This window comes from Streptomyces sp. NPDC048192 (assembly GCF_043202415.1).
Taxonomy (GTDB): Bacteria; Actinomycetota; Actinomycetes; order Streptomycetales; family Streptomycetaceae; genus Streptomyces.
Window position 1 is genome coordinate 35203 of record NZ_JBIDAL010000030.1, and the last position, 20247, is coordinate 55449.

Consider the following 20247-nt stretch of genomic DNA (forward strand, 5'->3'; position numbering starts at 1 on the left):
TCGGAGGCCGCGCCCCGCCGAGCCTTCCGGCGTGGGCGGCATCGTCACCCCTCGCCGGGCACCGCCTCCCGCTCCCGCCCCTCGGCGACCCCACGGGCGATGGCGACTCCGGCGGGGTTGTTGGTGCTGATCCGGGTGAGCGGGAGACCGTCCGGGCGTTGCAGGTACAGCCAGTGGACGGTGGGGCCGTGGCTGTGCTGGCCGTAGCTCGAGCTCTCGGTCCGCTCGGTGACACGGACCTCCGGCCAGGTCATGGCATGGGTCTCGGCCCGGCCCCGGGTGACGACGATGCCCCGGTCGAAGACATACAGGCGCACGTCGCGGTGGGTGAGCCGGCCCTCGGTCCACAGCGCGGCCGCCGGGACGGCGACGACCAGGGCGAGCAGGACCCCGGCCAGGGCCGTCAGGGCGGTGCCCTCCGTGGCGCCGAGCAGGGCCAGCCCGGCGATCAGGCAGCCGAGGGCGGGGAACATCGACACGCAGCCGAGCCCGGTGAGCCGGCTGCCGATGTGCACCGCATGCGTCCGCTCCCCCAACCCGCGTCCCGCCGCCGCCCGTTCGGCCCTGCGCAGGGCCTCCGCGTCCGCCTCCGAGCTGAGCGTGCCCCAGACCATCGCCCGCATCCCCGTCCCCGTACCGGCCTTGTGACAGGTTCTTCTCCACCACGGCCGTCACCCAATCGGAGGGCATACGCGGCGGTACGGCGTGTCGCACTGGGCGCGTATGTATGCCGAACGTCCCCTGCTCAGCCTCCCCCGGCATGCGGCACGCTGTGCGATCCGCGAGCGATCCGGCGAGGGATGAGATGTGCGGCTGGGATAGGGTGCGGGCCGGGAGGTGAGCCGCGTGCCCACTCAGGACGAGCTGTTCAGCGCCGTCGACGCGCTGCTGGAGGAAGTCGCCCAGAACGACCTGCCGGCGCCCGCCGAACGCAGGCGTCTGCGCGAGGCCGCCGGGCTCAGTCAGGCCCAGGTCGCGGCCGCGCTCGCGACCCGCCGGGAGACGGTCGCGAGCTGGGAGTCGGGCAGGAACGAGCCCCGGCCGCCGCAACGGGCCGCCTACGCCCGCTTCCTGGACAAGCTGGCCGAACGCTTCCCGGCCCCGCCGGAGCCGTCCCCTGAGACGGCCGGCGCCCGGGTGGAGGGACCAGCCCCGCTCGAGCCGACCCCGCAGACGCCCGCCCCTTCTCCGGCACTTGAGGGCCACCAGCCCCGCGAGGTGGCCCCCCTCCCCTCGCAGCCGGACACCCGGGCCACGCCGAGCGCCGCGCCCGAACCGCCCCGGCGGACCGCGACGGAGCCCACGACCGCACCCACGACCGCGCCCCGGCCGAGGTCGGAGCCGAGGCCCGCGTCGAGGCCGGCCCCGAGGAAGCCGTCCAGGACGACGCCGTCCAAGGCCCCGGCAGCCCCGGACACCACGACCGAGACCACCGCCGCCCGCTTCGAGAACGGCCCCCTCGCCGTCATCGACCTCGACGGCGACCAGGTCGTGGCCTACTGCGTGGGCGGCCTGCTCCTGGACGTGCCCGCCAAGAGCCTTGCGGCCCTGGTGGACTGGACGCTGACCGAGGCCCGCCTCGGCCAGGCCCGGCTGCACCGGCACGGCCGCGACGCCGACCCCGTCCTCGTCCTCACCCCCGCCGCCCTGGAGCGCTACGGCCTGCCCGTCACCCTCTCCCCCGAGGAACGCCGTGCCGGACGGCTGCAGGACAGCCACAAGGTCGTCAAGCAGGTCAAGAAGGCCGGACTCCAGCTGACCCAGCTCGGCTTCGGCCCGTGGGCCCGTCTCTACCGCGACCCCGAGGGCGCCCGCCGCCGCTGCGTCCAGCTGTGCATCCCGTCCTGGGGCGCGCTGCCGGCCGAGGAGTGGGACGACAGGAACGACCCGCGTCTGCCCACCATGCCGGCCGCCGACCTCGCACGCTTCCTCGGCACCTACGCAGAGCGGGTCATGACCCCGCGCGGCACCACGGCCGTCACCGGGCTCGAACTGATGACGGCCCTGCGCCCGCCCACCCGCGCCGAGAAGGACCCGGACACCGGCGAGTTCCGGCAGGCCTTCAACCCCGATGCCCTCACCGGGGTGTACGACGTCGTCGAGTGTGAGGTGCCGGACGAGCACCCGCTGCTCAAGGGCCGGTTCGCCCGCCACCACCAGCGCACCCCGGCCGAGATGCTGCTGGAGGAGCCGTACGACTGGTGCCGGGACCTCACCGACGACGAGTGCATGCAGCCGTACCTGGTCGCCATCGACGTCAACATGGCGTTCGCGGCGGCCGCCAACGGCCTGACCGTCGGGCTGAACGGGCCGACCCACCTCACCGGCAACCCGCCCTTCGACCCCGCGCTGCCCGGCTCCTGGCTGGTCGACCTCTCCCACGTCGACCTCTCCCAGGTCGAGGTCGGCGGCCGCACGCTGGACGCCGACCGGCTCCCGTCGCCGTTCACCCCGAGGGGCGACCGGCCCGAGGGACCGGCCTGGTACGCCACACCCACCGTGGCGTACGCCGTGGAACTCGGCTTCCAGGTCGCGCCGATCGAGGCGTACGTCCGCACCCGCACCGGCCGCTATCTGGACCCCTGGTACAAGCGGCTGCGCGACGCCTACATCGCCACCATGGCCGACCTCGGGGTGAGCACCGGCATGGCCGGCGAGGAGTTCCTGGAGGCCATGGCCCGCTCCCGGCACGCCGATCCGACACTGGCCCTGGTCCTCAAGGCCATCAAGGCGACGGCCAAGGGCGGCATCGGCAAGCTGCGCCAGCGCAACCGGGGGCAGGTGCCGTACTACGAGCCCTGGCCGGCGCTGGCCCGCCCCACCTGGCGCCCCGACATCCGCGCCGCCGTCCTGGCGACGGTCCGCGTCAGCATGCACCGCAAGATCATGAAGACGGCGGCCGCCACGGACCGCTACCCCGTCGCCATCGGCACCGACGCCCTCGTCTACCCCTCCCCCGGGCCCAGCCCGCTGGACTTCCTGCCGTACACCCCCGAAGGCAAGCCGGTGCCGGGCACGTTCCGGCTCGGCGTCAGCCCCGGCATGATCAAGCACCAGGGCACCCGGACCGTGCTGTGGGCGGAGGAACAGTTCGAGCAGCACGGCGGGGTGTTCAACATCGCCAACCACATCAAGAACGACAACACCGCCGCCGAAGGGGAGTAGCCGGTCATGGACTCGGTAGGGGACAGCCTGGACCGCGCGCTGGAGCAGGCGTTCACCCGCCCCATCCCCAAGAGCGCACCGGCCCGGATGCGATTCCTCGTCAAGCAGCTCAAGGGCACCAGGCCGGTCGCCGAACTGCTGGGCATCTCCCAGCGCACGGTGGAGCGGTACGTGGCCGACCAGTTGAAGCACCCCCGCCCCGAACTCGCCGCCCGCCTGGAGCGCGAGGTCCGCCGCCGCTGGCAGCCGCAGGTCCGGGCCCGGGCCAAGCAGAAGGCGGCCACCACCGACGGCCTGGTCTTCACCACCCGGGCCAGGTTCGGCTTCACCGCCGCTCCCGGCACCACCGACGACGCCCGCATCCGCGACATCACCCAGGCCCTCCCGCCCCGCTGGGCCGAGCGGCTCTTCCAGGCCCGGGACGCCGGAGCCACCGAGGACCAACTGCTGCAGATCGCGGCGGAGGGCCTCGGAGAGATGTACTTCCGAGCCGACAACACCCGAGCCCAGGGCCTGGACGTGGAGTTCACCGACGTCGACCAGATCGACATCTCCCTGTAGCCCCGCGCCCCACCGGCGGGGCCGACCTATTACGCCGTAATAGCCCCGGCCCTCCCCCGCCACCCTCGGCGCCACGGGCCGCCCCCGGCGCCTATTACGCCGTAATAGCTCTCACCCCCGGCTCCCGGCCGCTGCGGACGCGTCGGGTTCACCGTCTCCTATTACGGCGTAATAGCTGTCCGACTCCTCGGCCCGCCGACCGGAGCCGGTCCCCGCACCCCCGCCTGACTCCCCGGCGCCTATTACGCCGTAATAGCTCCCGGACAGCAGTGGACGGGCCAGCGCACAGTGAGCTTGGCCCGTCCACCAGTTTCCGCAGGGATCACTCGCCCTGTACGCCGGCCCCCTCGGCGAAGGACCGCGCCAGCTCGGTGAGTCGGGCGGGATTCCGCTCACGCCCCTTCTTGCACAGGAACCGGAGCAGGTCGAAGAAGGTGTCGTCGCTGTCGATGTTCCGGTCCAGGAGCATGGCGAGGGGTCCCGGCTCGTCGTACGGCACCCGGCGCGGATGGGAGCTGCCCGACGCATCCGCTTCCGCAACGGCCACGGACGTCTCCGCCCGCGGCTCCGGCACCTCGGCTTCGCCACCGGCAGCGGCCGCCGCCACCGGCGCACCCGAGGCCGAAGCGCCCGACTCGGCTCCCTCTATTACGCCGTAATAGCCCTCGGCCTTCGCCGTCCGCCGGCCCGACCCGGCACCACCGGCCCGCTCCCCCTGCTCCGCCGGAGTGCTCGCGGCCGCGCCGGGCTCGCCGTCTCCTATTACGCCGTAATAGCTGTCCGACTCCTCCGCCCGCCGACCGGAGCCTGTCCCCCCGGCCGGCTCCCCCTGCCCGGCCCCCGCGGCCGCGCCCGGCTCGCCGTCTCCTATTACGCCGTAATAGCCCTCCCGCTCCGGCGCGGTGGACGCAGAGACGGCGCCCCCGCTCGCCTTCTGCCGTCCGCGCCTCTCCTCCTCCCGACGCGCCCGTTCCTCCTTGAGCTCCTGGAGCGCCGCCTCCTGCTCGGCGGCCGGCTTGTTGGCCACCGCACGCAGCAGGTCGATCGGCTCCTCGCCGATACGGCGCTGCAGTTCGGGAGTGAGATTGAGCAGAGCCAGCCGTTGCGACACCCACCCCTGCGAGCGGTGGAGCCGCTTGGACAGCGCGGTCTGGCTGCCGTGGATGGCCAGCAGGCGGCGCAGCGCCCGCGCCTCGTCGAGTTCCCCGAGATCGCTGCGGTGGATGTTGGCGACGAGCGCGGACTCCAGGAGTTCCTCGGAGTTGGTGCCCTGGTCGTCGCTGACCATCACCTTGACGGCGGGGAGCCCCGCCTCGCGGGCGGCGGCGAGCCGGCTGCTGCCGTCGATGACGACATGCGTGGTGTCGGCCTCGAGGTCGGCCTCACGCTCGGGGTTGGCCTTGATGTAGGCGTCACGGTTCATCACCGTGATCGCCTGCTTCTGCCCGTGCGTCTTCAGGCTGCCCGCGAGATCGGTCAGGTCGCCGAGACTGGACCGAGGGTTGTCGGGGTTGAGGCTGATGCGATGCGGCGGAAGCTCGGTGGGCGGGGCCACCCCCTCGGTGGGTACCCCGGTGGCGGCGGCCACGGCCTGGCGGCGTGCGCTGACCGAGCGCACTCCCCCGCCGAAACGGCCGGCTCCCAGCTGGTCGGCCTTGCTCATACGATCTCCCGGGCCAGTGCGCGCATCCCGATCGCCTGCTGCGACTTGGGTGCGTAGGACAGCAGCGGCCGCTTCATCCGGACCGCTTCCTTCTGCTCCTTGAGGTCGCCGATGAGTCCGACGACCCGGGGATCCTTTATGTCCACCCAGCCCTGGAGCGAGGAGGTGGCGATGAAGCCGCGCCGCGAGTCGTACAGGTTCACGACGATGCCCAGGTAGTCGATGTCGACCTGCAGGTCGCCGCGCAGGTCGTCGATCTGGGTGGTGAGCAGCTCGTAGGCGTCCGCCGAGCTGTCCTCGGCCTGGACGACGATCAGCGCGCCGGACTGACCGGGCTTCTCCCCGTCGCGCCGGCGGCCGTAGTACGCGGCAGCGTCCATGCTCAGGCCGAGGCTGGGCGGGCAGTCGACGAGGATGACGTCGTAGTCGGCCTCGAGCGGGGCGAGGGCTCGTTCCAGCGCCGCTTCGCGGGCGCGCACGGCGGACAGACGCACATCGAGCAGGAAGGCGTCGTTGCAGGCGGGCAGCAGGTGGAGCCGGCCGCCGAAGGTCTCCTCGTCGATGGAGACGACGAGGTCGCGTAGGTCGCCCTTGGGGTCGCCCGCCATGTGGTTGGTCAGGCTGTCGCCGTTCATGGGCAGGGGAGCGGCCCCGAGCTGGTTGGTGAGGTGGCACTGCGGGTCGAAGTCGACCAGCAGGACCCGCATCCCGAGCCCAGGCAGGTTCTCCACGCTCAACGGGTCGTCGCCGCCCGGCGCCTCGTCGTCGTCAGCCTCGCTGGCCCGCAGGGCTTCGGTGAGCGCTTTGGCCACCCGGACCGCGTGCAGGCGCTCGGTGTCCTCGGCGAGCGCCTCGCCGAGGCCCGCCGTGATGGCGGTCTTGCCGACACCGCCCTTCTGGTTGCACACGATGATGCGGCGGGTGATCTCGGGCCGTTCCACGTGCGGCGCGGGATTGGAGTCGAGCCACAACTGCACGGACTGCGCCAGGCCCTGGATCAGCGAGACCCGGCGTTCGGCGGCGACCTGCCGGAACTCGTCCCACTGGCCGGGCGGCAGGAAGGTGGAGAACGAGTCGGCGCGCGAGGTGTCGACGGCCGGGGGAGTGGAGGCGAGCGTGCACCAGTCCCGGATGCCCTGCTCGACGGCCGCCTGGATCTCGATGCCGTGCTGGGCGGCTCTGACTTTGAGGTTCTGCCGGAGCCATCCCGGCAGCTTGGAGACGACCTTCTCGCGGTCGCTGGAATTGGCTGGCGAACTCATGGACGACACCTTACTAACGTCCAAGATCCATGGAAGCACCGACACGTTAGTTGTTGCAGACTGACGCGGTGCCAGGTGCCGCTTGCCGGGTCCACTGTCCACTCCGGAGCTATTACGCCGTAATAGCCCACGCCCAGAAGTCTCCTGCCGCGCCGCCCGTTCCCGGCTGCGGGTCACAGCCCCGTCACCCGCACCCGACGTGCATCGGTGCAGGTCCAGGGGTGGACCCGGACGTGGCTCGGCAGCGTGGTACCAGGGGCCTTCGCCGGCCCCTGGACCCCGCTGCCCCGGCACTTCCCGGCGCGAAGCCGTTTCGTCGTGGCGCGCACCGTCCGCGCCGGGAAGCACCGGGTTCGTGCGCGCGTGGCTCCGTCGTCGAGCGCGACTCCAGCGGGGCAGGGTCCGCCGTCGAGCCGAGGACCGTCCGGGGTGGCCTGTCGTGGGCCGAGGTCGGTCGGGCGGCTGGGGGAGCAGGCATTGGAGACCGCACCGTGCCGTGACAGCCCGGCCGGTCATTACGGCGTACTAACCCACCGGTTTCACCCTCGCATCCCGGGACGGGTTGCCCGCCGACTACCGAGGTAAGAGAGCGCACCCGCCATTGCGGCTCTGACCTGCGCAAATACATCGAACGACACAGATCGTGAGAACTGGCAGGCAGTTCGGCCAACCGTGCAGGGCGATCCGCGGATCGGGGTGCCCAGATGCCACGGACGTACCACCCAGTCCCAGGAACCGCACATCACGATCCAGAGGACTGGCACCACGTTCGTGAGAACCGTCACCACGTCCGTAGGAACCGGGCACCACGATCCTGGAGACGTACCAGATTGACGTCACGTACATGAGTCGACCACTCGGAGCAGCCCTGAGCGCTCGCCGAGACCTTGACGGAGCGACAGGCGACACGGCCGACAGGCGGAGTTGATTGACTTCATGCTCATGTACGTTAAGTTCATCTGGTCGGCCTCACGGTCGTCCCTCATGAACCACCAATCACCCCCCTTCCACGGAGGGCCCGTTGGGAGCAGTACGCAGACTGGTCGATGCCGACACCGGCGAACCGGTCCCCTATGCGCCGTACGCCTTCTCCGGCCGGCACACACAGGTCGACAAGGCGCGAGTCGAGGCGATCACCGAGTCCAAGGCGTTCACGCCCAGTCAGAAGTTCCTCGTCCTGTGGTGGATCGGTGTCTCGCCCGAGGGCATGGAACCGCTGCGGGCCACCGGAGCGGACATCGCCAAACGCGTGGGCATGTCCCCGGATGCCGTAGGAAAAATCAACAGGAAGTTGGCCAAACACCGCATCCTGGTGATCCGAGGACGCATCGGCAACTACAACTTCTACCGGATCAGCCCGTACATTGCCTTCCACGGCACAGGGATCGAACAGCGTGAAGCCGTGAAGACGTGCAACCCGCCGGACATCCCAGGATTCGACGAGAATGCCCCTGCACGGTGGGAGGCCCAGTGATCAGCACCGACGACAAGCAGAAGAACCTCGAACTGCTTGAGAAGACGGCCGGCATGAGCGCCAACCAGCGTCTCGTCGTCATGCTGTACGCCCTGCACCCGACCGACCGCTCCGGCGCCGTCCTCGAAACCGCGGCCAACCTGGCGAAGCTCGTCGGCATGGCGCCTCCGGTCTTCTCCCGCACCCGCAAGCAGGTCATCGAGGCCGGCTGGCTCGAGGAGACCGAGAGAATCGGGCACATCAAGTACTACCGCCTCGACCCCAAGCGCATGGGCCAGAACGTCGTCGTCCCGCTGCGCCGCGCCACCTGACGACCACAGGAGCGCACCTCATTGACGTCAGGTACATGAGGTGCGCTCGCCAGGACGTCTCGGTTGCCCCGGACGCAAGGACGACGGCTGCCGGGCACGCACACAAACGGCTTCGGCCGCCTCATGGCGACCGAAGCCGTATCGCTGCGCTCCTGCGCTGCGGAGAGGGCAGGATTCGAACCTGCGTGGACCCTCGAAAGGATCCGACTCCGGGCTTGCGCCCTGGTCCCCGATCAGCCGCTCCGGGCACCTCTCCTCGCTCCCGGCCCCGCGGTTCCTCCCGCGGCGCCGTTCACGTGCTTCACGATGCCAGGACGGGCTGACGCCCCTCTGACGCACCGCTGACCGGTCGTACTGTCAGATCGCCAACGGCGTGCGCTATTACGGCGTAATAGGCCGATCCCTATTACGGCGTAATAGGGATCGGCCTCTCCTGCCCGTCGGGGCGTCCACCCCAGGCCGTTCCCCTGTTTCAGGCGACGGAGGCGGCCGCCGCCGTCGATCCTCGCCCGTCCTTCCGGGGCATCGCGGCGCTGCGGCCGACTGCCGGCACGGGCCGCATCTCGTCGTGCGGCGTGATGTCACCGGCCTGCAGGGAAAGCTGGCGGGCGGCCCGCATCATGGTGTCCGCGCGGGCCGTGCGGCCTTGTCGGCGCAGTACGCGCCCTGCCTGGGCCAGTTCCCGGGCCGTGCGAGCCAGCAGATACCGGTCCGCGGAGTGGGCCGGCGGCCGCGCGCCATCCGCCCGCAGCGCCAGCAGCGGCGCGGCGACCGCCGTGGCGGGGGCGCCTGCGGCGTGCAGGGCGTGTGCCGCGCGCAGCCTGAGCCGTGCCCGTGTGGCCGGGGGGCAATCTGCCAGCGCCGCCGCCCGTACGGCGGGATCCCTGCGGGCCAGCCCGTCAAGCAGACCGCACGCCCGCAGCGCCGACAGGCCGTCGAGCGCTTGAGGGGCGCCGCCGTCGACCAACTCGGCCAGCACGGTCGGGTCGACCGGGCGCTCGCCCAGGACGGCGAGGACGTGCGCGGTGGTGAGGGCCGCCGGGCCACCGCGGCGCAGGCAGTCGGCCACGGCCTGGGCGAACGGCCCGTTCGGCGCGGGCTGCCGGGTGAGGGCGTTCTCGGCGAGCAGCGCGTGCAGCAGCAGCGGGTTGCCGCCGCTGAGCCGGTGCAGCCGAGCGGCCGCGTGAGCGTGGGCCTGCGCGTGGGCCTGCGTGCGGGCGCAGTGCGCCGCACGGGCTGAGTCGGTCCCGGCCGCCACCGCGCGTTCGGTTTCACCGGGGCCGAGCAGGGCGAGCCGCACCCGGTTGACGTGGGGGCAGCGCAGCGCGTCCGGAGTGAACAGCTCCTGCCACCGGCTGGAGTGCGTCACCGTGGTGACCGCGACGACGACGGGCGCCGGATGCGCGTAACGCACCACATGGCGCAGACAGAGCAGGGACTGCGGATCGGCGTACTGCACGTCGTCCACGCACAGCACCACGGGGACGCGCCGGGCGAGACCGCGCAGCGCGGCGCAGAAGGCGGCCGCCGTGTCGGCCGGACGACGCGGATCGCCGTCGAGAAGGCCCGACCGGGCCAACTCAGGGTGCCCCGCGACGAGTTGCCGCACCATGCCGAGTGGATCCAGTCGCTCGCTGCCCGCGGCGGTGAGTACCACGGCACCGGCGGCGCCGGCCTGCTGCGCCACGCGACCGAGCAGTGTGGTCTTGCCCAGGCCCGGGGCGCCCTCGATCAGCACCGCCCGGGAGCGGCCCGGTGCACAGGTGGCGAGCACCGTCTCCTGGACGTCGGCCGCCGGTGCCGTGTCCGCCTGCGTCATAGCCCGCCTCCTTGCCACGGTTCGCTTGAGTCACAGCCAGGATGGGCAGCGGGACTCTACGGGGACTGGAGGACAGGTCGACACCGTGGCACCGGCCCGGCGGCGGTTCGTTGAGCGTCTGTCAGGCCATGATCCAGGGTGCCTGGCCGCGCGCCGTGCCGCCCGTCGCGGACGGGTGCCGGCCGGCGTCCCAGGCCGGCTGGAGCGCGGCCGAGAGAATGCCCCACAGCTGGCCCGCGGTCAGCGATCGCACCGGAACGGTGACCTGACCGGCGAGGCTGACCCCGTAGGCGGACTCCAGGGCGCTGACGATGCCGATGAGGGCCAGGGAGTCGAGCCCGTAGGCCTCCATCGGCACGTCGACGGCAAGCCCCTTGTCCTTGCCCAGGCCTGGCAGGCCGTGCCGGAGAACTGCCTCGAACTTCGCGTTCCACGGAGTCTGGCCCATGGGCGGACTTCCTTCCTGCTGCCGGTACGTCTCGGGTCGCGCATACGCCCCCACGGTGTCCGCACCCGCTTGAGCCGCCGTCGACGGCCGTTCGAACGCGGCCCTACCGGCCGCGTCCTCGGAACTTCGACGCCGAGCCCGTTCCCCGGACGGTCAGGCGGCGTGACAGAGCGCCGAGGGTCCGGCCGGGGCGGAGGCGCAGGCCACCGCGGGCACGGGCAGGGCGACGGGCGCAGGCTGGGCGGCGGGCAGAGGCTGGGCGGCGGGGAGGCGCTGGGCGGCGGGGACGGTGGCGACGGCCCGCGAACGGCTCCGGGCGAAGACGACGAGACGCAGCACCGCGAACCGTGCCACGCCGACGAGTGCTGAGGCGGTCAGGTACACGGCCTGTTCGAGCACCGCACCGGGGGCCGCCACCAGCAGGTGCAGGACGACCATGGCCACGCAGGTCACCGCGTACGCGGCCGCGGCGGACCCGGCCGACTGCGCGTGCTGGCGCCAGGTCGCGTGTCCGCCCGCGCCGAAAGTGAAGCGGGCGTGCAACTCGGTGGCGAGGACCGTGGAGACGACCGTGATCACGGCGTTGGCCAGGGCCCACGGCGCCCAGCAGGCGACGGCCGCCACGGCGAAGCTGGAGGCGAGCCCCACTCCGCCGCCACAGACCACGAAGCGGAGGAAGGCGACGAAGGTGCCAGGTGCCGTCTGCTCCCGACTCTGTGCTGTCCCCATGACCCGTCCCTTCGATGACGTGCGCTACCCGGTGACGCCATCATGACACATAAATGGCTCCACTGGGGGCCATTACTGTCGCCTTCTCGCCCCATGTGCCCTGTCACCTGCGGTAAGAGTTGGTCAATGCGCAGGTCGACCGCACAAGGTGCCCACTCACCGCCGGGGCAGTGGCCTCATACCTGCCACCGCATGGCGCGAATTCGCTCGCCATGACGCCAAACCTGTGCCATTGTGGAGCCATCCAATCGGAGCGACGCCGGGTCACGGCGTACGACGTAGAAGGAGTCCCGCCATGTCGGTCATCCTCAGCGACCAGGACAAGCTCACCGTGCGGACCGCCGCGTACGGGGCGGTGTCGCTGCTGGCGGCTGCTGCTGCCGGTACGGGTTCGCCGCACAAGGTGGCGGCTCAGGGCAGCATCGCGCTGCATTCGGCGACGGGTCTGATCGGGCATGTGCTGGCGGAGAAGGCGGAGGTCGGTGAGGTGGACGGCAGGTCCACCGCGGAGATCGCCGACCGGGTGCTGCCGGCCCTGACGGCGGCCATGGAGCTGCTGAAGAAGCAGGCGCCGGAGGAGGCGGGCAACTTCCGCAGCACCGTCCTGGTCGCCGTGGAGGCGGCCACCCGGACCGGCAAGGGCGAGCCGGGCCCCGTCCTGACCGCGATGACCGACAAGATCACCCAGGCCCTCGACGCCGCCTGACGGTTCTCCCGGCTCGACGACCCGAGCTACGCCACGCTCCCGCCGAAGCCGCGCCGCGGCCGGGCCCCTGACGGCCGCGACGGAGAACACGACGGAGAGCGCGAAGGCCGCCCGAACCCCTCGGCGAGACCACCGCCACCGCCACCGCCACCGCCACCGCCATCGCCACTGCCACTGCCACTGCCACTGCCATCGCCGCGGCCGCCGTCGTACCCCCGTCCCCCGGCTTGCGGCGGCCGCCCGTCGCCGGACGGGACACTAGGGTGCGCGCACGGACATCGGAAGCGACGAGATCACGGACGGCGTCATCATGCGGCTCGCCGAACCGGCCGACGCCCCGGCACTGTGCACCGCCTATGCCGAGAACCGGACGCACCTCGAGCCCTGGCAACCGCGCCGGCCGGAGTCCTTCTACACCGTGGCCGGTCAGGCACAGCGCCTGGAAGAGCAGAAGCGGCAGTACGCCGACGGCCGGCTGGTGCCGTGGCTCTTCGAGCGTGACGGGCGGATCGTGGGAGTCATCACGCTGTCCGGCATCGTCATGGGCGCCTTCTGCAGTTCCTACCTGGGCTACTGGGTCGCCGAGGACCAGCAGGGGCGGGGGATCGCGACCGCTGCCGTGGAGCGTGTCTGCCACATCGCCCGGGACGGGATCGGACTGCACCGCATCGAGGCGACCACCCTCCCCGAGAACACCGGCTCCCAACGGGTGCTGCACAAATGCGGGTTCGAGTCGATCGGCACGGCCCCGCGCTATCTGCACATCGACGGACGGTGGCGCGACCACCGGATCTTCCAGCGGGTACTGCACGACGATCACCCGGCTCTGTAACCCCAACGGCCCGGACCCACGACCCCGCCACCCCGCCACCACCTCAAGGAACCCTTCGAGGGCCGCTCAAGGACCCTTCGACTCCCCATCCAGGCGGCGATGGTTGGCTCACCTTCACCAGCCGCTCCCGCGGCGGGTACCGCGAGTCACACCCACCCGGAAGGAGAAAGCGACATGAACCTTGAGGTTTCCGAGTCTCTCGAGCCCGAGGAGAACGAGACGCTCGCCGACGCGGACGAGCTGCGCGTCCGCTCGACCGGTGACCACATCTACGAGATCGCTTCCTGACGCCAGGCATCCCAACACTGTGAGGTGGGGCTCGTGACCGAATTCAACGGGGAAAACGGATACTCCAGTCTGATGTGCCGGAGCAACGAGCCCCATCACACGGTGTTCCTGCACGACTTCCCGCTCTCGGACGCCATGGTGGCGAACCTGCGCGGCGACCTCGCCGACGCCCCCACCACCGTCCACTTCGTGGACCTCACCGGCGACCCCGACGCCATCCTCGACGCCCTGCGCGAGCGCGGCATCGACCTCGCCGGCGACTACGTCTCCATCCAGCTGCTCACCCCGTCCTTCGACAACGCCGAAGCCGCCCGGAAGGTCTTCGACCAGCTGCCCCACGGCGACCTCGGCAAGATCGACCTGCCGCTCGACGACGAGTTCACGCCCGAGCGCGCCGAGTACCTCATCGACGTCATCCGCCGCAGCGACTACCACGAGCAGGCCGACGTCGCCGACCGGTTCTACCGGCTGCTGCGCTCCCGCAAGCCGTACCAGGTGGGGATCACCACCCGCGACGGCAGCCTCCAGATCAACGACGACACGGGCTGGTACATGCTCGCGGGGCCCCTCACCCCGAAGGAGGCCCGGCTCCTGCCCGGCGGCGAGGTCGCCTACGTCGGCGAGGCCGTCTCCGGCGCGTTCACCGTCGACGGCGCCCTGCTGGCCACACCCCAGCGCCCCGAGGCCGCCGAAGCAGCAACCGCCATGGCCGCGCTCGGCGGCCGGCTGTCCGAGGACCCGGTCACCGTGCACATCGAAGCCGGCCGCGTCACGGCCGTCACCAGCCGCGGCGGACTCGCCGAGGAGCTGACCGCCCTCACCCCGCTGGACCGCTACGGCACCGTCACGGAGGTCGGCATCTCCTTCAACCGGGCCTGCCACCCCTTCGTCCACGGCTGGAACGCCGCGTCCAACGAAGGACGGCCCGGCGTCCACATCGCGATCGGCGGCGACCCCGACCCGGAGCGCAAGGACTTCGCGCGGGCGGCGAAGCTCGTCCACCTGGACCTGATGGCCGCCACCACCGCGGTCGAGATCAACGGCCAAGCCTTCATGCGGACCGAGTGAAAGGGACCCACATGACCGAGCACTCCGCCCGGCCCGCCGACCCCACGTTCCGGCCGCTGCGCGCGCAGGAGGTGACCCGGTTCGTCGAGGCGGCGCTGCCGCGCTTTTCCGACGGCCGGCGCGTCACCGTCGTCGGGCTCTACGACCGGGAGCTGCCCGAAGCCCTGTGGCAGGGGCTCTCCGCCGTCCCCGGCACCGTGCTGCTCGGCTACGACCTGCGCGAGGGCGACCCGACGGACCACCTGAAGGAGATCATCTCCGCGCCGGGCGCGGGCCACTTCTCCTTCCACAACTTCTGCGAGCTCCAGGGCAGGCCGGCCGCCCGCTTCGCCAAGTCGTACACCAAGTCCACCACCGGTGAGGGGAGTACGGCCCACGCGGGCGCCGACTACACCTCGTACGAGTTCCCCCGCCGGGACCTGACGTCCTGGCAGGTGGAGACCGTACTCGCCGGCCATTTCGCGGGCGACCCCGCGGCCCAGCGGCAGGACGCCGACCACTTCTTCTCCCTGCTGTCCGCCCGCCCCGACGGCAGCGACTACACGGTGGAGGTGCTCAGCGGCCCGGCCGGCGAACGGCGCCGGCTCACCGTCACCGGCAAGCAGCCGTGGATGGAGCTGTGCGGCCCCTCCGTGGCCGGAGACGTACGGTTCGCGCCCGGCTGCGAGCTGTTCTGGAACGGCGTCGAGGTCAGCGGCGACTTCCACTGCACCGGAGCCCTCAACCTGCTGCCCCTCGGCAACGAGTTCGACGACGCCCCCTACCGGCGGCTCCTCCAGCTCGGCGCACTGCTGCCCGGCGAAGGCGTCGACCTGCGTCTGAAAGAAGGCCGGCTCACCGGGATCGAATCCTCAGGCCCCCTCGCCGCCGCCTTCGCCGAGGTGTTCGCAAGCGACGAGGCGTACAGCCACGTCGTCGAGGTGGGCATCGGCCTGTCCCCCGCCGCACTGCCGCTGATCACCTCCTGGGCATCGCCCACCAACGAGGCGGTGTCCGGCGTACACGTGGGCTTCGGCGCGGACCCGGCACACATCGACCGGTTCGCCACCCGCATCCACCTGGACTTCGTCGCCCCCGACGTCACCATCCTGGTGAACGACGAAGTCTTCTACGACAGCGGGCAGTTCACCTCCACAGCAACAGCAGCAGCCGTCGCCGCCTGACCGAGCGGCACGCCACCAGGGGAGACCGGACGAGCACATGGCCACATCGGACACCACCGCGGCCCGCCCCGCACGACGCACCCGGACCGCGCCGAAGGACAAACGCTTCTGGTGTCTGTGGAGCGGCCAGACCGCGGGACTGCTCGGCGACCAGATGGTGCCCGTGGCCCTCGCCGCCTGGATCGTGCAAAGCCCGCACCAGCACGCCTCCGCGCTCGGCCTCGTCCTGGCCGGGCGCGCCCTGGCCCTCGCCCTGTTCGTGCCGCTGGGCGGCGTCGTCGCCGACCGGTACCCGCGCGCCCGCGTCATGATGGTCTGCGACCTGATCCGGTTCCTCGGCGTCGGCGGGCTCGTCCTGGTACCCACCGACACCCCGGCCGCCGCACTCGCCGCGCTCACCTTCGTGCTCGGGGCGGGGGAGGCGTTCTTCCGGCCCGCGTTCCGCGCGCTCGTCCCCTCCCTCGTCGAACCCGACCGGCTGCCCTGGGCCAACTCCATGACCAGCATCGCCTCCACCAGCAGCGCCCTGGCCGGCCCCGCACTCGGCGGCCTGCTCGTCGCCACCGCCACCTACCGCGCCGCCCTCACCCTCGACCTGGTCACCTTCGCCCTGTCCACCGCCACCCTGCTCGTCCTCGGCAGCGGTCGGACCGCCGCCGGAGCCTCCCGAGCACCCGTGCTCCACCAGGCCCGCGAAGGCGTCCGCGTGGTCGTGGAACGCCGCTGGGTGCTCACCGTGCTCCTCCTCGACATCGCCCACGTCCTGCTCGCCGTCGCGCCCTGGCTGGTGCTGCTGCCCACGATCTCGGTACGGGAGTTCGGGCCGCGCGGCTACGGCCTCCTGCTCGGCGCCTTCGCCCTGGGAGGCCTCGCCGGCGGGCTCGCCGCCATGCGGCACCGGCCCCGCCGGCCCGGCCTCGCCGCGCTGGGGGCGCAGGCCCTGTTCGTCGGGCCGCTGCTGACACTCCTGACACCCGGCATCGGCCTGCCGTGGCTGCTCGTCGTCTACGCGGTGGCGGGCGCGGGCAGCGAGTACAACACCGTGCTGTGGACGGGAGCCCTCCAGCGCGCATATCCCGACCGGCTGCTGGGACGTGTCATGGCACTGAGTTCACTGGCCAGCACCGTGCTGATGCCCGTCGGGCTCGCGCTCACCGCCGTGGTGGCCGCCGTCACCGGACCCACGGCGCTGCTCGTCGCCGGCGCGGTGGTGATCGCTGCCACGACCCTGCTCGCCCTCCCCGTCCCCGGAGTGACCCGCTTCGCCGACCCCGACACCACGCCGTGCACCCCGACAGGAGCGCCATGACCACGCCCCTGCCCGACCTGCTGCACCCGGAGCTGCTCGCCGGCGCGGACGACACGGCCGCCCAGCTCGCCTCCGCCTATCCCGTGCCCGGGGTGGCCGTCGTCCCCGCCGTCCTGGCCGCCCCCACCCTGGCGGCCGTGTGCCGCGCCGCCGAGATGCACCGGGACGTACGGACGTACTGCATCTACTCCACATCCGACGACCCCCGCCAGGTCAGGGCCGCCTTCCGCACCCCCGAACGCACCGACCTCGTCCGCTCCTGCCACCAGCGCCCCCACGGCGACGTCCCCGGACTGGCCAGGATCAAGGAGCAACTGACGACACCCGAGGCGATGCACGCCTTCCGCCGCATCAGCGGCCTGCCCCTGCACGGCCTGAAGGCCGCCACCCTCGCCTACTGGGGGCCGGGAGCGTTCACCACACCGCACAACGACCACGGCAACGGAACGACCCAGCTCGTGATGGTCATCTCCCTGACCGACGGCTGGCGCCCCGCCGACGGCGGCATGACCAAGTACTGGGACCCGGGCGCCACCGGCTGGTTCGGCTACCAGCCACGCCGTAACTCCGCCGTGCTCCTGCACCCCACCCGCGACGCACGGCACTGGGTCGAACCGGTGGCCCCGGACGCCCCCGAACGCCGCCGCATCACATGGACCCTGAGCTTCGAGTGACCCGTCCCCGGCCCATACTGGCCAATTGTTGCTCAAAGTAACGGCACCGTGCTGTCCCGGCTGACATCATCAGCTCTACTCGCGGCAGCTCTCGACGAAAGGTGCGCCGGCGAGAGGACCGGCCGCCGGTGTGACATGCCGAGAGCAGAGCCTGCTCGGCTTCCCGCACGCTGACGACGGTCCAGCGTGTTCGTGGGACGTCTTGGGGGCGCCGTCGATGAGTTGGGTTCACCACGCCTGGTTAGTGGACTACGCCTTACCGGCCTGCGTGAGCGCGGCCATCGCCTGGATCGGCCTGGCACGCGAGTTCGCGGGCAAGGGACGGCTGCTGGGCAGCTGGGCCTCGACCGGTCTGACACTCCTCGTGCTGGCGATGATGGGAGCGGTGGCAGCCGGCGCGGTGGCCCTCCTGCCGCACGCGGCATCCATACCTCCGGTGATCGCGGGCGCGGCGACGGGCGCCACCGCCCTGCCCCGGCGCAGACAGGACGACACGGCACAACCGTACGTCAAGTTCATGACGCTGGGTATCGCCCTGGCCAGGCAACGACTGGCCCAGCGAGTGCACCTCGACGCCTGCACCTGGTCGGACCGATTCCTCAACGGCATCGAAACATCCACCCAGCTCCGGGTGTTCGTCCACGACCTCAAGCTGTACCTGCTGGAACGGCACCCACTCGCCGCCGAGACCAAAACGATCAACGCCATCTACGCGGACGCCGAGAAGGCGATCGACACGGCACTGGACGTGCAGACCAGCATCGACGAGGCATGCCGTGAAGGCAACGTCACCTGGCAGCGCCAGCCCACCACCGAGGAACTCATCGCCCGCCGCCAGGCCTTCGGCACCGCCCTCGCCCAGTGCGGACACCTGCTGCACTTCGCCTACGTCCACGGCCGCCGCAGCCAGAACGAAGAACTCCGCGCCCTGCGCGCGAAGGCGACATCCAACGACGCATTCCACAGCGCAGGGCTGCCCCCACAGCGCCGCTGGTACGACCGATGGCTGACCCGGGAACGATAAGCGGACCACGAGCACCGCGGCGGGGCGACTTTGAGACAGAAGCGACGGCGGCACCGAAGCTCAGTGGTGTGCCGGGAACCCCGTGCTTCTGACGGCAGATGCACCCGCGCTGCCGCCGGCTGCTGCCTGTGATCGGGGACAGAAGGTGATCTGGACGTCGGCGTCCAGCGCTTCGGCCACGGCAGCGAGGGTCCGCACCGTCAGATTCGCATCCCCCGACATGATCTGGCTGACACGCCCCGGACTGACGCCCATCGCCTTCGCCAGATCGGAGCGGGTCTTGCCCAGCCCCGCCAGCACACCGGCCAGCGAGGCCGTGGCCTGCCTCGCCACCCGCGCCGCAGCTAACTCGGACCGGCTCTCGTCACGAGCAAAGATGCCCATGTCTCACTCCCCCAACTCGCATGACGGCAACACCTGTTACCACTCCATCAGAATGCCACCTTTAGCTATGGCTAAAAACTCGATTGGTGAAAAATCCACTCCCCACACCCTGCCCCCAAGCCCCTGACCTGCGAAAACCTGACAGCGAGACTGACGCAAAGTCACCCTGACGGACCAACACGGCAACCGACGCAATGCCACCAGGCCGGCTGCTCTCCCGCTCACGGCTGGGACGCGAACGTCGACTGTGCCTCTGGCAGCAGCCCTCCCGTCTGCTGCTGACCGGTTACCAGCCACTGCACCACCCGCGGCGCACGACACGGTCTGGGACGGATGATGCCGAGAGCAGAGTCTGCTCGGCTTGCCCCGTCCTCGATGTCGGTGGAGGGCTGGGTCGTTTATGTGGTGTGGGGGAGGTTGGCGGTTTGGGCGGCGAAGCGCTGGCGGCGTTGTTGGGTGAGGTGTTGGGGATTGGCAGGGTGGATGTCGGGTACGGCGGTGACAGTGGTGGCGAGGCGGCCGCCGGTGATGAGGGGGTGAAGTTGGTATTCGCCGCGTTTGTGGAGCCAGGCGAGTGCGCATTGGCGGAGCTCGCGGAAGCCGCGGTTGACGGCTGGCTTTGTGGCGCCGAGTGTGGCGCACATTTCGTCTTGGCTGATGTGGGCGGTGCCGGTGTCGGGATCCTGGAGGGCGAGGAGGATGCCGAGGACACGTCGGCCGGTGGGGGAGATGTCGACGAGAGCGAGGAGTTACAGGACATCGCGGGAGATGGTGACTGGCTCGTGCGTCGGTGGGTCAGGGATGCGGGAGCTTGGGGGCGGCAGCCGTTCTGTGTGGCTCCTTAGCAGCGCCCGCCACCACCTGTCCTGGACGCCCGAGGACATGCAGGTCTGCCCCCAACGTGCGCCACGCTGCCAACTGGTGACTGCCCACCAGCGCACCTGCCCCGCATGCAGTTTGCCCCTGCCCCCATCCGCGCCAGGAGACTAGGTGAACCGGAGCCGTGCCCAGGACGCCTGCCAGGTGGCGCGTTCGGCGGCGCTGCGAGTCCACCCGTGCGGGAGGTACCGCACACGGTCTCCTTGGGCCCACCCTCTACGGTGGCCGCCGGTTTCCAGGCGCCGGCCGCTGCCACGCGGCTCCACTCGCCCGGTGACAGTGGTGCGGAGATCCCGTTCCGGGAGCCATGATCTTTTCCAGAGTTAATCCGCAGCCCATTCTGAAGAAGACAAGACCGCCCCCTGCACAGCAGGCCTGGCCTCCGAACCAGTCGAACCAGTCGAACCAGTCGAACCAGTCGAACCAGTCGAACCAGTCGAACCAGTCGAACCAGTCGAACCAGTCGAACCAGTCGAACCAGTCGAACC

20 protein-coding genes and 1 tRNA gene are annotated in these 20247 nt (G+C 71.1%); 11 read left to right on the forward strand and 10 right to left on the reverse strand.

Going from position 1 to position 20247, the window contains the following annotated elements; genetic code table 11:
• Nucleotides 1–44: 44 nt before the first annotated feature.
• Complete coding sequence (locus ACGFZN_RS38740) at nucleotides 45–614, reverse strand: hypothetical protein (protein WP_393863184.1); 570 nt, start codon at nucleotides 612–614, stop codon at nucleotides 45–47.
• A 232-nt stretch (nucleotides 615–846) separates the two neighbouring features.
• On the opposite strand from ACGFZN_RS38740, the gene tap reads away from it, so the two are divergent.
• Both tap and tpg read left to right on the forward strand, forming a co-directional pair.
• A complete protein-coding gene (gene tap / locus ACGFZN_RS38745) occupies nucleotides 847–3165 on the forward strand; it encodes a telomere-associated protein Tap (protein ID WP_393863185.1) in 2319 nt (772 codons plus the stop codon).
• A gap of 6 nt (nucleotides 3166–3171) precedes the next feature.
• The gene (gene tpg, locus ACGFZN_RS38750; protein ID WP_393863186.1) at nucleotides 3172–3726 is read left to right on the forward strand and encodes a telomere-protecting terminal protein Tpg; all 555 of its coding nucleotides are present in this window, start codon (nucleotides 3172–3174) and stop codon (nucleotides 3724–3726) included.
• Between the two features lie 322 nt (nucleotides 3727–4048).
• Here the strand turns inward: tpg and ACGFZN_RS38755 are convergent, their stop codons facing one another.
• Both ACGFZN_RS38755 and ACGFZN_RS38760 read right to left on the reverse strand, forming a co-directional pair.
• Nucleotides 4049–5389, reverse strand: coding sequence for a ParB/RepB/Spo0J family partition protein (locus ACGFZN_RS38755; RefSeq protein ID WP_393863187.1), 1341 nt, complete (start codon nucleotides 5387–5389; stop codon nucleotides 4049–4051).
• The gene (locus ACGFZN_RS38760; protein WP_393863188.1) at nucleotides 5386–6651 is read right to left on the reverse strand and encodes an AAA family ATPase; all 1266 of its coding nucleotides are present in this window, start codon (nucleotides 6649–6651) and stop codon (nucleotides 5386–5388) included. The genes ACGFZN_RS38755 and ACGFZN_RS38760 overlap by 4 nt, the downstream gene beginning before the upstream one ends.
• A gap of 1021 nt (nucleotides 6652–7672) precedes the next feature.
• Between ACGFZN_RS38760 and ACGFZN_RS38765 the strand changes: the two genes are divergently transcribed.
• On the forward strand, nucleotides 7673–8125 hold the full coding sequence (locus ACGFZN_RS38765; RefSeq protein WP_330343079.1) for a MarR family transcriptional regulator: 453 nt from the start codon (nucleotides 7673–7675) through the stop codon (nucleotides 8123–8125).
• Nucleotides 8125–8436, forward strand: coding sequence for a replication initiation protein, RepL2 (locus ACGFZN_RS38770; RefSeq protein ID WP_361991589.1), 312 nt, complete (start codon nucleotides 8125–8127; stop codon nucleotides 8434–8436). Before ACGFZN_RS38765 ends, ACGFZN_RS38770 begins: the two co-directional genes overlap by 1 nt.
• 160 nt (nucleotides 8437–8596) lie before the next feature.
• On the opposite strand, the gene ACGFZN_RS38775 is transcribed toward ACGFZN_RS38770, so the two are convergent.
• The 4 genes from ACGFZN_RS38775 to ACGFZN_RS38790 form a co-directional block, all read right to left on the reverse strand.
• A tRNA-Cys gene (locus tag ACGFZN_RS38775) sits at nucleotides 8597–8692 on the reverse strand.
• Between the two features lie 216 nt (nucleotides 8693–8908).
• The gene (locus ACGFZN_RS38780) at nucleotides 8909–10255 is read right to left on the reverse strand and encodes an ATP-binding protein (RefSeq protein ID WP_393863189.1); all 1347 of its coding nucleotides are present in this window, start codon (nucleotides 10253–10255) and stop codon (nucleotides 8909–8911) included.
• A 121-nt stretch (nucleotides 10256–10376) separates the two neighbouring features.
• Nucleotides 10377–10703, reverse strand: coding sequence for an acyl carrier protein (locus ACGFZN_RS38785; RefSeq protein WP_393863190.1), 327 nt, complete (start codon nucleotides 10701–10703; stop codon nucleotides 10377–10379).
• A 153-nt stretch (nucleotides 10704–10856) separates the two neighbouring features.
• Nucleotides 10857–11432 carry a hypothetical protein gene (locus ACGFZN_RS38790; RefSeq protein ID WP_393863191.1) on the reverse strand — a complete coding sequence of 192 codons (576 nt, stop codon included), beginning with the start codon at nucleotides 11430–11432 and terminating at the stop codon, nucleotides 10857–10859.
• 295 nt (nucleotides 11433–11727) lie between these two features.
• Here ACGFZN_RS38790 and ACGFZN_RS38795 point away from each other — a divergent pair, with 295 nt between their 5' ends.
• The 7 genes from ACGFZN_RS38795 (at nucleotide 11728) to ACGFZN_RS38825 (ending at nucleotide 18496) form a co-directional block, all read left to right on the forward strand.
• Nucleotides 11728–12138, forward strand: a complete 411-nt coding sequence (locus tag ACGFZN_RS38795) for a hypothetical protein (protein ID WP_393862929.1) — start codon at nucleotides 11728–11730, stop codon at nucleotides 12136–12138.
• A gap of 310 nt (nucleotides 12139–12448) precedes the next feature.
• Nucleotides 12449–12970 (forward strand): GNAT family N-acetyltransferase, encoded by a 522-nt coding sequence (locus ACGFZN_RS38800; protein WP_393863192.1) that lies wholly within the window; start codon nucleotides 12449–12451, stop codon nucleotides 12968–12970.
• 321 nt (nucleotides 12971–13291) lie between these two features.
• Entirely contained in the window at nucleotides 13292–14326 is a 1035-nt protein-coding gene (locus ACGFZN_RS38805) for a hypothetical protein (protein ID WP_393863193.1), read from the forward strand.
• Between the two features lie 11 nt (nucleotides 14327–14337).
• Complete coding sequence (locus tag ACGFZN_RS38810) at nucleotides 14338–15489, forward strand: hypothetical protein (protein ID WP_393863194.1); 1152 nt, start codon at nucleotides 14338–14340, stop codon at nucleotides 15487–15489.
• A gap of 37 nt (nucleotides 15490–15526) precedes the next feature.
• Complete coding sequence (locus ACGFZN_RS38815) at nucleotides 15527–16798, forward strand: MFS transporter (protein WP_393863195.1); 1272 nt, start codon at nucleotides 15527–15529, stop codon at nucleotides 16796–16798.
• Nucleotides 16795–17472: a 2OG-Fe(II) oxygenase gene (locus ACGFZN_RS38820; RefSeq protein ID WP_393863196.1), complete on the forward strand. Its 678-nt coding sequence runs from the start codon at nucleotides 16795–16797 to the stop codon at nucleotides 17470–17472. The genes ACGFZN_RS38815 and ACGFZN_RS38820 overlap by 4 nt, the downstream gene beginning before the upstream one ends.
• A gap of 244 nt (nucleotides 17473–17716) precedes the next feature.
• Nucleotides 17717–18496 (forward strand): hypothetical protein, encoded by a 780-nt coding sequence (locus ACGFZN_RS38825; RefSeq protein WP_393863197.1) that lies wholly within the window; start codon nucleotides 17717–17719, stop codon nucleotides 18494–18496.
• A 60-nt stretch (nucleotides 18497–18556) separates the two neighbouring features.
• Here ACGFZN_RS38825 and ACGFZN_RS38830 read toward each other — a convergent pair whose 3' ends face one another.
• The 3 genes from ACGFZN_RS38830 to ACGFZN_RS38840 form a co-directional block, all read right to left on the reverse strand.
• The gene (locus tag ACGFZN_RS38830) at nucleotides 18557–18880 is read right to left on the reverse strand and encodes a helix-turn-helix domain-containing protein (protein ID WP_393863198.1); all 324 of its coding nucleotides are present in this window, start codon (nucleotides 18878–18880) and stop codon (nucleotides 18557–18559) included.
• Nucleotides 18881–19278: 398 nt separating this feature from the next.
• Nucleotides 19279–19611, reverse strand: a complete 333-nt coding sequence (locus ACGFZN_RS38835) for a hypothetical protein (protein ID WP_393863200.1) — start codon at nucleotides 19609–19611, stop codon at nucleotides 19279–19281.
• A 364-nt stretch (nucleotides 19612–19975) separates the two neighbouring features.
• Nucleotides 19976–20247 (reverse strand): hypothetical protein (locus ACGFZN_RS38840; RefSeq protein ID WP_393863199.1); only part of this gene is annotated, 272 nt, incomplete at its 5' end.

Coding starts and splice junctions, on each gene's coding strand:
- ACGFZN_RS38800 (WP_393863192.1), top strand. CDS start 12,449: ATGCGGCTCGCCGAACCGGCCGACGCCCCGGCACTGTGCACCGCCTAT.
- ACGFZN_RS38815 (WP_393863195.1), top strand. CDS start 15,527: ATGGCCACATCGGACACCACCGCGGCCCGCCCCGCACGACGCACCCGG.
- ACGFZN_RS38820 (WP_393863196.1), top strand. CDS start 16,795: ATGACCACGCCCCTGCCCGACCTGCTGCACCCGGAGCTGCTCGCCGGC.
- ACGFZN_RS38740 (WP_393863184.1), bottom strand. CDS start 614: ATGGTCTGGGGCACGCTCAGCTCGGAGGCGGACGCGGAGGCCCTGCGC.
- ACGFZN_RS38780 (WP_393863189.1), bottom strand. CDS start 10,255: ATGACGCAGGCGGACACGGCACCGGCGGCCGACGTCCAGGAGACGGTG.
- ACGFZN_RS38830 (WP_393863198.1), bottom strand. CDS start 18,880: ATGGGCATCTTTGCTCGTGACGAGAGCCGGTCCGAGTTAGCTGCGGCG.
- ACGFZN_RS38795 (WP_393862929.1), top strand. CDS start 11,728: ATGTCGGTCATCCTCAGCGACCAGGACAAGCTCACCGTGCGGACCGCC.
- ACGFZN_RS38785 (WP_393863190.1), bottom strand. CDS start 10,703: ATGGGCCAGACTCCGTGGAACGCGAAGTTCGAGGCAGTTCTCCGGCAC.
- tpg (WP_393863186.1), top strand. CDS start 3,172: ATGGACTCGGTAGGGGACAGCCTGGACCGCGCGCTGGAGCAGGCGTTC.
- ACGFZN_RS38755 (WP_393863187.1), bottom strand. CDS start 5,389: ATGAGCAAGGCCGACCAGCTGGGAGCCGGCCGTTTCGGCGGGGGAGTG.
- ACGFZN_RS38810 (WP_393863194.1), top strand. CDS start 14,338: ATGACCGAGCACTCCGCCCGGCCCGCCGACCCCACGTTCCGGCCGCTG.
- ACGFZN_RS38760 (WP_393863188.1), bottom strand. CDS start 6,651: ATGAGTTCGCCAGCCAATTCCAGCGACCGCGAGAAGGTCGTCTCCAAG.
- ACGFZN_RS38790 (WP_393863191.1), bottom strand. CDS start 11,432: ATGGGGACAGCACAGAGTCGGGAGCAGACGGCACCTGGCACCTTCGTC.